This is a genomic window from Neobacillus camarae (genome assembly GCF_054950115.1).
Map to the genome: position 1 here is coordinate 483,614 of NZ_JBUCKX010000003.1, position 12,163 is coordinate 495,776.

General features: G+C 40.7%; 13 protein-coding genes and 1 pseudogene. 4 read left to right on the top strand and 10 right to left on the bottom strand.

Going from position 1 to position 12,163, the window contains the following annotated elements; genetic code table 11:
• Positions 1-13: 13 nt before the first annotated feature.
• The 4 genes and pseudogenes from ACY8D0_RS17590 to ACY8D0_RS17605 all read right to left on the bottom strand — a co-directional run bounded on the left by ACY8D0_RS17590 (position 14) and on the right by ACY8D0_RS17605 (position 3,549).
• On the bottom strand, positions 14-1,627 hold the full coding sequence (locus ACY8D0_RS17590; RefSeq protein ID WP_462411807.1) for a long-chain-fatty-acid--CoA ligase: 1,614 nt from the start codon (positions 1,625-1,627) through the stop codon (positions 14-16).
• A 43-nt stretch (positions 1,628-1,670) separates the two neighbouring features.
• Positions 1,671-2,422, bottom strand: a pseudogene (locus ACY8D0_RS17595) (SDR family NAD(P)-dependent oxidoreductase).
• Positions 2,423-2,652: 230 nt separating this feature from the next.
• On the bottom strand, positions 2,653-2,847 hold the full coding sequence (locus ACY8D0_RS17600) for a hypothetical protein (RefSeq protein WP_462411808.1): 195 nt from the start codon (positions 2,845-2,847) through the stop codon (positions 2,653-2,655).
• 159 nt (positions 2,848-3,006) lie between these two features.
• The gene (locus ACY8D0_RS17605; RefSeq protein ID WP_462411809.1) at positions 3,007-3,549 is read right to left on the bottom strand and encodes a helix-turn-helix domain-containing protein; all 543 of its coding nucleotides are present in this window, start codon (positions 3,547-3,549) and stop codon (positions 3,007-3,009) included.
• 173 nt (positions 3,550-3,722) lie between these two features.
• Between ACY8D0_RS17605 and ACY8D0_RS17610 the strand changes: the two genes are divergently transcribed.
• A complete protein-coding gene (locus tag ACY8D0_RS17610; protein WP_462411810.1) occupies positions 3,723-4,604 on the top strand; it encodes a VanW family protein in 882 nt (293 codons plus the stop codon).
• Positions 4,605-4,687: 83 nt separating this feature from the next.
• Here the strand turns inward: ACY8D0_RS17610 and ACY8D0_RS17615 are convergent, their stop codons facing one another.
• Positions 4,688-5,035 carry a hypothetical protein gene (locus tag ACY8D0_RS17615; protein ID WP_462411811.1) on the bottom strand — a complete coding sequence of 116 codons (348 nt, stop codon included), beginning with the start codon at positions 5,033-5,035 and terminating at the stop codon, positions 4,688-4,690.
• A 217-nt stretch (positions 5,036-5,252) separates the two neighbouring features.
• Between ACY8D0_RS17615 and ACY8D0_RS17620 the strand changes: the two genes are divergently transcribed.
• Together ACY8D0_RS17620 and ACY8D0_RS17625 are read left to right on the top strand one after the other, a co-directional pair.
• A complete protein-coding gene (locus tag ACY8D0_RS17620) occupies positions 5,253-5,966 on the top strand; it encodes a class I SAM-dependent methyltransferase (protein ID WP_462411812.1) in 714 nt (237 codons plus the stop codon).
• A 130-nt stretch (positions 5,967-6,096) separates the two neighbouring features.
• Positions 6,097-6,351 carry a sigma-G-dependent sporulation-specific acid-soluble spore protein CsgA gene (locus ACY8D0_RS17625; protein WP_462411813.1) on the top strand — a complete coding sequence of 85 codons (255 nt, stop codon included), beginning with the start codon at positions 6,097-6,099 and terminating at the stop codon, positions 6,349-6,351.
• A gap of 212 nt (positions 6,352-6,563) precedes the next feature.
• Here the strand turns inward: ACY8D0_RS17625 and ACY8D0_RS17630 are convergent, their stop codons facing one another.
• From ACY8D0_RS17630 to ACY8D0_RS17650, 5 genes are all read right to left on the bottom strand, one after another.
• Positions 6,564-6,746, bottom strand: coding sequence for a type II toxin-antitoxin system antitoxin (locus ACY8D0_RS17630; RefSeq protein WP_462411814.1), 183 nt, complete (start codon positions 6,744-6,746; stop codon positions 6,564-6,566).
• A gap of 12 nt (positions 6,747-6,758) precedes the next feature.
• On the bottom strand, positions 6,759-7,625 hold the full coding sequence (locus ACY8D0_RS17635; RefSeq protein WP_462411815.1) for an SPFH domain-containing protein: 867 nt from the start codon (positions 7,623-7,625) through the stop codon (positions 6,759-6,761).
• A gap of 1,184 nt (positions 7,626-8,809) precedes the next feature.
• Entirely contained in the window at positions 8,810-9,778 is a 969-nt protein-coding gene (locus ACY8D0_RS17640; protein ID WP_462411816.1) for a DMT family transporter, read from the bottom strand.
• 111 nt (positions 9,779-9,889) lie between these two features.
• On the bottom strand, positions 9,890-10,864 hold the full coding sequence (locus tag ACY8D0_RS17645) for an MFS transporter (protein ID WP_462411817.1): 975 nt from the start codon (positions 10,862-10,864) through the stop codon (positions 9,890-9,892).
• Positions 10,810-11,124: a hypothetical protein gene (locus ACY8D0_RS17650; RefSeq protein ID WP_462411818.1), complete on the bottom strand. Its 315-nt coding sequence runs from the start codon at positions 11,122-11,124 to the stop codon at positions 10,810-10,812. Before ACY8D0_RS17650 ends, ACY8D0_RS17645 begins: the two co-directional genes overlap by 55 nt.
• 251 nt (positions 11,125-11,375) lie before the next feature.
• Between ACY8D0_RS17650 and ACY8D0_RS17655 the strand changes: the two genes are divergently transcribed.
• Positions 11,376-11,990: a PH domain-containing protein gene (locus ACY8D0_RS17655; RefSeq protein ID WP_462411819.1), complete on the top strand. Its 615-nt coding sequence runs from the start codon at positions 11,376-11,378 to the stop codon at positions 11,988-11,990.
• The last annotated feature ends 173 nt before the right edge of the window (positions 11,991-12,163 follow it).

Consider the following 12,163-nt stretch of genomic DNA (forward strand, 5'->3'; position numbering starts at 1 on the left):
GTTAAGCAAATCATTATTTTTTGAGGGTTTCATCTCTTAATGACCTGCGCAGGATTTTTCCAACCCCGGTTTTCGGGAGGTGCTCGCGGAATTCGACACTGCGCGGCACTTTATAGGCCGCCAGGTTCTCCCGGCAATACTGGATGATTTCCTGCTCCGTTGCCGATTGTCCTGCCTTCAGGACGATAAACGCCTTTACGTCCTCACCCCGGTAGGGATCAGGAACGCCCACGACCACCGCTTCTTGTATGGCAGGGTGTTCATACAGTACCTCTTCTATATCGCGGGGGTAAATGTTAAAACCGCTGGCGATAATCATATCCTTTTTCCGGTCGACGATATATAAATAACCATCCTCATCCACTCTGGCAATATCACCTGTGTAAAGCCAGCCATCCCTTATGGTATTGGCGGTTTCTTCAGGCATGTTCCAGTACCCCTTCATTACTTGCGGGCCCTTAATAATGACTTCGCCAAGCTCTCCAACAGGAACTTCCTCGGTTCCTGACGCCAAATCCACAATCTTATACTCCGTTGACGGCATGCCAATCCCGACACTGCCTGGTTTTCTTTCAGCAAAAGGAGGGTTGCAGTGGGTTGTCGGGGATGCTTCTGATAAACCATATCCCTCGAGGATTTTCGAACCGGTTTTTCTTTCAAAACTGCGCAGCAATTCTACCGGCATCGGCGCACTGCCACTGTTGCAGGTTTTGATAGAATGAATTCCATACTCTTCTGCTTTTGGATGATTCGTAATTGCCACATACATCGTCGGCACGCCTGGGAACATTGTCGGCTGCTCATTTTTAATGGCCGTTAACACCTCTTCCAAATCAAACCGTGGCAGAATGATCATCTCAGCTGCTGAAAAAATGGATAGGTTCATGCAGGACGTCATACCAAACACGTGAAAAAGCGGGATAATCGTTAAACATTTTTCTTGTCCAATCTTGATTTCATGTTTAAAAAACTCATAGGATTGCAGAACGTTTGCCAAGATATTGCGATGGGTGAGCATCGCCCCCTTAGACCTACCGGTTGTGCCTCCAGTATACTGCAGAACTGCTACATCATTTGCCGGATCGAAGGAAACAGGGGTAACGGAGCCATCCCCTTCCTTAAGGAACGCTTCAAAGCTTCTGTCTGGGCCAAAGTCTTGTCCTGAAGGCTGCAGACTGACGACAATAATATTTTTCAGATTGGTCCTGGGCTGCACGGCTTTTACGCGCGGATAAAGGGAGTCCAAACAGACTATGGTCTCCACACCGGCGTCATTCAGAATATATTCTAGTTCCCGTTCCACAGACATCGGGTTTATTTGTGTGACAATTGCCCCTGAAGTGAGAATTCCATAATAAGAGATCACATATTGCGGACAGTTCGGCAGCATAATCGCCGCACGATCTCCCTTTTGAACTTGATTTTTCTGTAATGCCGAGGTAAACGCATGCGATAATGAATACAGTTCTTGATAACTGATTTTTCTTCCATAAAAAGAAATAGCGTTATGGGTTGGATAGGTTTCTGTCGTTTCTTTTAAGATTTGCCATACGGGTTTATTTGGAACTTCTAATGTTTTGGAAATGGAATCGGGGTAATGGGCTAGCCATGCATTGTTTTCACTCATTGGTAAACCTCCTAAATCAAGTTTGATAATTTCCTAGTTTTCATTAGTAAGTTAAACCGCCGCCATCGACGGAAAGGGTCGCACCAGTGATAAACGATGCTTCATCAGATGCAAAAAGGCAATCGCATTGGCCACTTCTTCTGGGGTTCCAATCCTTCCAAGTGCATTGGCCTTGGAAATAATGGGCCATTTCCAGTCATTTTGTTTCCAGCCTTCAATTATTTTTGTATCAATTACACCGGGAGCAATGGCATTGACCCGGATGTTGGATTTTCCATATTCTAAAGCCGCATTTTGAGTAAGAACCACAACCCCTGCTTTGGATGCATTGTAGGCGGACATGTACTTCTGCCCCTTCAGCCCTAGCAGGCTAGACGTGTTAATGATGGCCCCACCACCCGCTTTCGTCAATTCAGGTACGGCATATTTAATTCCGAGGAATACTCCTTTTAAATTGATATCAATGACTTTATCCCATTCCTCTACTTGTAGATCGACACTTCTGACTTCTGTATTCCCAATACCGGCATTATTGCACATAATATGAAGTGCCCCGAAAGTGTTAACCGCCTTCGCGATTAATTCTTGAATTTGTTCGGAATTAGCAACATCGGTATATACGAAAATAGACTTCCCCCCCGTTGACTGAATGAGGTTAACGGTCTCCTCGCCAGCAATGGAATCGACATCGGCAATCACCACATTGGCCCCTTCCTTCGCAAACCGAATGGCTGCCGCGCGGCCAATGCCGCCGCCGCCACCTGTGACTATGGCTGTTTTACTTGTGAATTTCATTCCTATACCTCCCTTTTAGCGTCTATTCTGTTCTTGAACACGCTTACAAGTTGTTGGGTCAACCGATCATGTGACAGAAAATTAAATTAGTCAATACTAACCGGTTGGTATGTATAATTACAATTATACAATTCAGATTTTAATAATTCAAACCCTTTTCTAAATATTCTAAAAACATAATATGGACTTACTAAAAAAATAGACCGGATTAATGGGAATCCGGTCGAAAATTATATAAAACGTCTATTCATTTTTTTCTGTTTCAGCATGACTTCATAAGATTTTTCAATAATGTCTGTTAAGACGTCTCCTTTATAAATTCTGCCAAGTTTAAGTCCCTGTTGATAATACTGTACAATCTCATCCAGTTTCGCTGATGTTTCTTTGGTAATCCTTACATTTAACTGAATTCTTTCCGATTCCATTAAAGGCTCTCCCCTCATGATAGCAATCAGCTAGCAGCATTCTACGTGTATGTTATCTACCGCTACTATAACATAATTCTGCAAAATATTCCTTTATAAGAGAAGATTGGGTTACCCTTTTGGTGTTGATTCGACACTTGGCTCCAGCTTGCTTTTCACTTACTCCCCTGCATCCTTCTCTCCAGGAATAATAATGGTTGCCATTGTTCTTCTTCTTCTGCCGGATATTGGTTTGTTCGAGGTGTATTTCAAATACACCTTCCTTAAATCTTCAAAAAAATCGAGAAACTCACTATCGCTTAAATAAAGGGAAGTCTGCCTGAAAGAAACTCCATCTGCCTTGAAATCAATTTTATCCTGATTTATATACCGTTCAAATTCCCCCATTAGATTTGCCATAAATTTAATAAACACGCCCATTTGATCGTCCTTCGACATCTTGTTGAGATCGTCTGCGCCGTTTAAAGATGTATTGGGATTATATATGGAATACACTTTTTCAACTGTCCCCCGGACTGGAATTTCGTCAACGATATGAATGATTCCCGCATCAGCCAATTTTTTTATGTTGCGATACAGAGAAGCTTGTGGAATATCAGGAAGCCGTTCTAGTAATTGCTGGGATGTTAATTGCTGATTTATTAAGTGTTGGATAATTCTCATTCTGACAGGGTGCAATAAAACATCAATTGAAGATTCCATAAATTTATCTCCTATTTCCTTTTTATTATCATTATTGATAATATTATAATTTTTGATTTTTGTAAAGAAGGAATTGGAAAATTTTTATCAGTGTTTCAAAAACAGGAGGAACCCAACGGGATTACATGAAATGACTGTTTTCTAGCAATATTAAAATGAGGAGGTTTTAGGCTATGCTTTTTTCCTGGATGTTTGGACTATATCTGGCGGCACAGACCCTTCACGCTTCTGACAGTGTGACAATTACCAAGGATGGTCAAACTGTTGCCGATTTCCATGTAAAGGAATATTTTTACACACTACCGGACCTGCCAATCATGAATGCAAATAAATATGAGAAATTTTTGGAACAGCTGGAGAAAAAGGTTTCCGTTCCACCTAAGAATGCCTCGTTGGATGCCAATGGCAAAATTATTCCAGAGCAACTGGGAACACAAATCCACCGGCAGGCATTAACAGAGCAGTTATATTCTTTTTATTTTAATCATCATCTGTCACAGATGGAAGTTCCAATGATACCAGCTTACCCGAAAATCGATAGTGAATTGCTTAGCGATATCAGCAGCCAACGGATAGGTCGTTATGTGACATCTTTTAATCTTGGTAATAAAAATCGTGCCATCAATATTAAAATCGCGTCCAATGCCATAAATAATTATGTCGTATTTCCAAGTGAAACTTTCTCTTTCAATCAAGTGGTTGGGAAGCGGACAGAAGACAAAGGCTATTTGAAAGCACCTGTTATCATCCGAGGGGAGTTAGATGAAGATATTGGGGGGGGGATCTGTCAGGTCTCTTCAACACTTTATAATGCCGTTGATAATGCAGGTCTGAAAATTGTCCAGCGATATTCCCACAGCAGAAAAGTTCCCTATATACCGCCAGGACGCGATGCTACCGTCAGCTGGTATGGACCTGATTTTGTTTTTAAAAATTCCTATAATCAGCCAATATTAATCAGGGCCAGAACACTAGGCGGGTTGCTGATTATTTCAGTCTTTTCGTCTGAAGGAATCGAGTATGTCCCCCGCAAAGTTCCGGGTCCACCATATTAATGGAAAGGGTCAGACCCTGCAGTGCTATATCCTGATTTGGATATTGCATGCCTGCAAGGCCTGACCCCTATTTTTTGAAATGGTTATTGTTTTTTATTTAATGCACTTTCCATTAGCTCCTCAGAAAATTCCGCTAAGGCAGCATTATCCATTTGATTAAGATTAAAGTTGGGTGCCAGGTTTTTAACAAGATTCCCCATTTTCCCGGAGTCTTGTTGTTTTTGACCTATTCGATTTTCATTTGGGCTGGAAGAAGTCATGTTATTCATTACCTTTGTTATTGGAAGCGCCATATCTTGACGTTTTCCTCTCGTTAACCCAAATACGGCAGCGCTTATGCCGAGTCCCAGCAGCGATGCCCACATAGTCCCCCGGCTCTTCTGTTTAGGCATAAACAAGTTGAAAAACGGCATCTTTCTCATGCTTCTCATTTTAGCACCCCTTGTAAGTTAATCTTAGAGAGAAACTCCCCCTCCATTTGCTAATGTACGCAGTATCCACAAAGATATAAGTAGTAATCAGTCCTTGGTTTGGCATTCTTTGAGACCCTGTCCATTTACAGCCAATCATCCCAAAACAAACTCACAGTGATGAACCACTTACCTTTTTTTTTCATACAATGCAAAAAAAAAACATTGGGTGATATGTATGGGAGGCTTAACCTATATAGATTTTCTGGCAAAGTTTGGTGTTGGAGGAGCACATCCTGGAGGAATCGGGTTAACGAAGGAAATGTTGTCAAACGAGAAAGTTAGCAAGGATTCACGCATACTGGATGCAGGTTGCGGGACAGGACAAACAACCGCTTTCCTTTATAACGAATATAAAGCAGAAGTTTACGGCCTAGAATTAAATCCAATCATGGTCGAAAAAGCAAAAAGTCGTTTCCAAGGCCAACAACTGCCTATCCAACTGACACAAGGTTCCGTGGAAAACATCCCTTTTGAGGAAAACACCTTTGATTTTGTCCTTTCTGAATCAGTATTGGCGTTTGTCAATAAACCATCTGCCATACAGGAGTTTTACAGGGTTTTAAAACCTGGAGGACGTGTCATTGTTAATGAAATGACAATCAATCAACCCCTAAATGAACAGGAGGCTGCGGAAATCAAACAGTTCTATGCGATTGATTCCTTGTTACTTGAGGAGGATTGGGAAAAGATTTTTAAGAATGCCGGGTTCCAGGATATTGAAATTAAAAGGCAAACCCATGATTTAAAAAATAGTACTCCGGCACAAGAATTTAACTTTTCTACCAATTTTGAACCTGAACTGTTTGGCATTCTCAATCAGCATGGGAATATGTTAGTAAAGTATCATGATGTTTTGAGTCACCGAATCATAACCTGCACTAAAAAGTAACGATTAGCGAGCCTTGAATTTCATTTGAAATGATAGGCTTTTTTTGTGTCTTCAGGATTCGTCCCAATGATAGTATGGTGAATATTATTCTTTGTTCGTTGAAAAATAATCATGAAAGGATGGATGATAAATGGATCAGACATTAGGGTTTTTACGAGAAATCCTATCCAATTATACGGATGAACACCATAGAGATGCCAAGCATTTATATCACAAGTTGATAAAGGGTCACTATCAATCGGAGGAAGCATTTGTCCGTGACTTAACCGGCAGTGAGATCGATTTTTTAAATAAAATTCTCCCGGAAGAAATCAACTATGCCCAACAGGAACAAGACGACAAAAGGCTGCGTGAATTAAATGAAGTGTATGAGCTGTTAATATAACCTCTCACAGAAGGAAAAAGATGGCGAAAGCCGCCATCTTTTTTTAGGAAATATGCAATATTTTTGCGCAAAGATATTTCCTAGGCAAGCGCACAGTGCGACAAAAGATGATAATCAAACTTTAGTTGTTTCCCTAATACGCGACATGTTTTGAGCGGAATCAACAGTATATTTAATCTTTTCACTTTCGTACATCCGCCAAAACGACATCATCATTCATCCTGTTTATCCTTTGGCAACTGGGTTTTGCCCAGTCGCCCTGAGTCTTGAAGCGCTTTTTTGATTATTAACTCGATTTGTGCATTAACGCTGCGAAATTCGTCATTCGCCCATTTTTCCAGAGCATCATAGTATTTTGAATCAATGCGAAGGAGAAAACGCTTCTTCTCAGCCACATTATCACGACCTTAATAAATGGTTCCTGTATTAATTACAGGCTGGCTTCCTTTTTCCGAAACCAACGTCACCATAAGATTATTAACCATTTGCGCTTTCTTTTCTTCATCCAGTTCAACAATGCCTTCCGAACTTAATTGATCAATGGCTGATTTCACCATTGAAACCGCACCCTCGACAATGACTTTACGGGCTGCCAGTACGGCTTTTGCTTGTTGTCTTTGCAGCATGGCATGGGCAATTTCACTGGAGTAAGCTAAATGCATGATTCTTGCTTCTATAATTTCCACTCCTGCAATTTCCAAACGTTTTTGCAAATCTTTTGTTAAATTATCTCCCACCTCGTCAGAGTGCTGCCTCAGGGATATTTCATAGTCATTATTAAAATTATCATAAGGGTATTGGCTGGCAATATGACGTAAGCCTGTTTCACTCTGAGTATGAACAAACTCTTTATAATCCTCAACGCCAAATACGGCCTTTGCCGAATCGGACACTTTATAAACGACCACTGCCGCGATTTCGATTGGGTTCCCTTCCAGATCATTCACTTTCAGCCTGTCACTGTTAAAATTAAGCACCCTTAGGGATACAGTATTTCTTATGGTTAACGGAACTGTAAGCCAAAATCCTTCCTGACGAATCACTCCCATATAGCTGCCAAACAGAGTAAACACCTTGGCCTGATTTGGCTGAATCACTGTGAAACCACTGAGTAACATTAACATGACAAGCGCTGCCACTACCGCAACTATGAGCATGGGAATATTTTCGGTAATGGCAAAACTTCTAAAACAAATAACAGCAATCACAGAAAAGAACAAAAATATCAATATACCTAGAAATCCATTCATTTTACCTATTGGTTTCTCCGTCAAACGAACCACTCCCTTTTTCCATTTCTCACCAATAATGATATCACTTTAATATCAATTTGATAACCCTTTAGTAGTATTTTAGGCTCAGTTTTTGCCACAAAAAAACTGCCAGGACTTGTGGCAGCTTTTTCTAGCTCTGTTCTACTTCATCGTATGAAAAGGTTGTAACCTTCGTAGATTCTCCTGAATCAATTTCCTGCTTGGAAGCACTTTTTTCAAGTTTTTCCTGGTTATCCATCCCCGGTGCGATGGTAGGACCCTGTTGTTTTGTTTTTTTTGTCCATTTTCAATAAAGGTCAACTCCTTTACAAAGATAGTGTCCTATGAACCTGAATGACTATACGTTTAATCTAATTCATTAGAAAAAGGAACTGCTTCTTTGGAAACAGTTCCTTTTTGGTATAACCTCTTAGGAGACCCAACCATGACACCAGCCATCGGTTTGCAATTGTCATTCCCCTTTAGTTGAGCTCTCTAAAAGGAGACTATGATCCATCAGCCGATGTGTGTTAGTTCCGTTGAAGGAATTAATTCACATTTTTATATGGAATTCAAATTCCTTAAAGAAACCATTTTCGGTTTAGACCGACCAAACTCTTTATTCCTCCTATTTGGAATTTCAGTTTCTTCACAATGTCATCTTCTGATTAAAGCAGGTAAGAGATCAAGAATGGTCGATATCTCACTCGTGACCTTTCCCTCTTTTGCCTATTGGGTGGATTCACCAGCCACAGGCATCCTTTTTCATTGGTTGCTATCAAATGGACTAGGAACCAACTAAGAAGGAAAAAGGTTTAAGATTACCGTTTTTCTGCTTTTTCTTTAGACTTCATTGCTCAGCTGACCAAATGTCCTACAAGGAATACCCTTACATTTTCGTCCATAAACGGAACGAACACGTATGGTTGAGCCTCCTAAGAAGTTATTTTTTTTCTTTACACTTGGATTATAGCACGAAATTTCTAGATTTTGGCTTTTTATTGTTACAAAATTGTGAACCTTTGAACAAAAATTTGTTATTCAAATTTTAATACAGGTTGAAATTAGGTCGTTGATAGGTGAAACCATGGCAAGAAATGGATCACTTCAACCGGCTGGCTAGAGTGGAGAACTTATAAAACCAAACTTGAACCTATTGGTCTTTTTTCACTCCACCTCAGTGCCGGCTGCAGCCATCCACGGACTTAAGCACTTGCATTTCTTTCCCTTGGCCTCTCCTTCTTATGGGAAACATAGCTATGAAGCACCATCCCACCCATAACCAGAACAATCCCTCCCCAGGATAAAATAGATGGAAAATCCGAATGTAAAACACTTACTTCGCCAATTAAAGCAAACAGAACTTCCAACGATTGAGTGGCTTCAACCGCCGCTAATCTTTGCATATTTCCCCTAACAAGATCGGTTGCCTGAAAAAATAGCACTGTAGCAATTACCCCTGATGAAATTGCCACGATACTGGTTTGAATGGTCTGGCTAAAAGTTGGTAATCCTTCTGTAAAAATGCCATATAAGGATAAAAAAATCCAAAAAGGCAAACTTGCTAATGTCATGCCCAAAACCCGCTGAAATACATCCAAACGCCCGCCGCATACATCCATCATCTTACGATTTCCCAGCGGGTAGGCAAATGATGCGATAATTACAGGGAATACACCTAAAAAAACCTCCGTTAGCGACAGATGGCCCGCCTGGTCAGCCTGCATCACCATAATCCCCAGCAAAATAACCAATGACATGGCTAAACCTTTAACAGGGATAGTTCCTCTCATTTTTATCGGACCATTAGCGGTACCAATGGACTCATAAAACAGAGGCGCCAACAGGGAACCTGAGATAATCGTAATCTGCCATGTAGCGGCAATCAACCAGCCTGGGGCATAGGCCGCGGAGAAACAAATGGGAGCATAAAATAAACCAAAACCTACAAAGCTCCACAGTAACCACGCTTTTGGCTGTTTTTTCATTTCAGTCCATAGCGGTTTCAAATTTTTTCTGACCATGACAATGATCACCAAAAAAGGAATCATAAAAAAATAACGTAAGGACGCACTCCAGATCCAGCTGCCTCCGTCTTGTTCCATTGATCTATTAAGAACGAAGGTAACAGCAAAAAAGAAGGCCGCGCAAGTGCCCAATAATATCGGTTTCATTAGTTTTTCCCCTTTGTTGTTCAAGTGGTTCTTTGGATAAGGGACGAGACCTATATACTTATAGGTAAATTTGGGCAGATTCCGCCCCCTTAATAGTTCTGCCTCAGTTAACTACAATAAATCGATACTTTGTTGCTCACTGCCATATAGATGTTTTCGATTTTTAACAGCAATCAAAAAGGAACATACAAACAGGATGGCCGCAAACTGGAACGAAACCCGCACGCCAAATTCTTCTGCAATCCATCCCATCAGAAGTGAAGAGAACCCAAAACAAGCGTGAATCAATGTGCCCCGAGCCGAATAGACCTTAGCCAGCAGTTGTTCCCTCGCGTTTTTTTGAATAATCGTGGTTTCAGCCACATCTCTAGCCATCTGCGGAATGCCAAACAGGAATGACAGGAATAAAGCAAACGTCGAAATAGAGGTGTTTCCGAACAGGAAAGTAATCAAGATTAAAGAAAAAGTGGACAAAAGCATAGTCTTTCCGAGATTTCTTTCCAATGTTGCAGAATAGCGATATATCAATAAACCGCCAATCAGCATTCCTGCAAAAAAGGATCCATTAATGAACCCCCACCAGTTCTCCCCTTTATTTAACGCCTCCGAAACAAATACAAATAAAATGGCCGCAATCCAAACCGCGTTTGCCAGAGTTTCCAGTACATTCATCATGTTAATCGTTCTAAGCTGTTTCGAATGCCATATAATACCCCAGCCCTGTTTCAATGTCTCCAGCCTGGAACCCCCTTCTTGTTGGGGATGTTTCCCAGTTTGTCGGATTGAACCCATGAATACTGTTGAAACAGTGTGCAATAACAGGGTTAACCACAGAATCTTGTCAGGCCCGGCAAGTACCAACAATATACTTCCTGCCGGCCATGCCACTAACTGTACGATTTGATCCGACACCGACAAGAGACTATTAGCTTTTATTAAACGGCTTTCCTCCACTAAACTTGGGACAAGCGCGTTTCTAGCAGGGGCAGCCCAACCATCAAAAAAGGCGATTAAAAAGACCAACGAAAAAATCAACACAAGCCATTGATTTGTGACGTTGCCTGCAATACTGGATAACACAAGCATGAAAAGTGTTTTTCCACATTGGGATAAAACAAAATCGACTTCAGCCTGTATTTGTTTATAACCAACGGGGCCAAGATTCCACTCACCAAACCAGCAAAGGTATTTAAAAATGGAACCAGTGACATGTAGGCCACAGAACCTGTGATATCACTGATTAGTTTAATCAAGCAGACCACATACAAAATATCCCCCAAGTTAGCCAACATTTGCCCTATCCAAAGAAACCTCATGGAAGACTGTTTTCCATATGCACCAGACATTGGTACCCCGCCTTTTATTTAATTTTTTTAGGAAGGGTGATTTTTACATTGGAATGCCTCCTGCTCCCATTTTCTTTCGGCATCCTTCAGTATAGCAGAAATCTGAATCTTTTGTTATTATTCTTATAGGATGAATAATCCAATGTTAACAGTCATATAGTGTTCTGTCGTTCAAAAGTCTTACTTTTATGAAACCTTAAACAGCTTCTGGACGTAATATCACCATTAAACAATAAAGAGAGGTTGGTTGTATGTTTGGGAAAGTCGCAGCAGACATGCTAGGATTAAGCGATGTCGGTTCTGTCATCAAACCGGCAGATTATGATAAGGTTGATGCTGATGATTATGTGATGCATGAAGACCAAGAAAAAATTTATTTTTTAATCAAATCCAAATCGGATGAGTATTGCTTTACCAATAATGCGTTGATTCATCTGGACGGGACAAGTGCGACCAGTAAAAAGCGGATGCTTTACCGCTATAGTTATGCCACCCATAAAATTACCGATGTTTTTCTCGAAACCGCCGGGACGGTTGATTTAGATGTAGAGATTAAATTTAAAATCGGATCCGTGCCTTTTTCCATTGATGTTCATAAGAAGCATCTAGAGGAAGTAAAGGATTTATATAAAGCCTTGATCAAAATTTCTGAAATCACCCATGAAAACGACATTTCCTTGCAATATGCCAAGCAGAGCTTGGAGATTGCTTCCACCACACTGGGCAGGGTATCCAGTCAAGACACCAACCTGGTGGTACAGTTCAAAATGTTGAACCAAGCCGCTTTCCAATGGTTAGAGGAAGCGAAAAAGCAATACTGGATTAAAGATTTTGGCCATATCTTTGAAAAATATATTAATAATTAACCAATATATTAATAATTAACCAAAATAAATAACCCCAATAAATTGGGGTTACAGATTGTCGAGAAAGGGTATCTTTCTCGGCAATTTTTTATATTGTCGAAGTCTAACCACCAGATTTTTCATTAAATATTGTGCCTGCTCAAAGTCCTGTTGATTTCCGCTCCAGGTGCTTC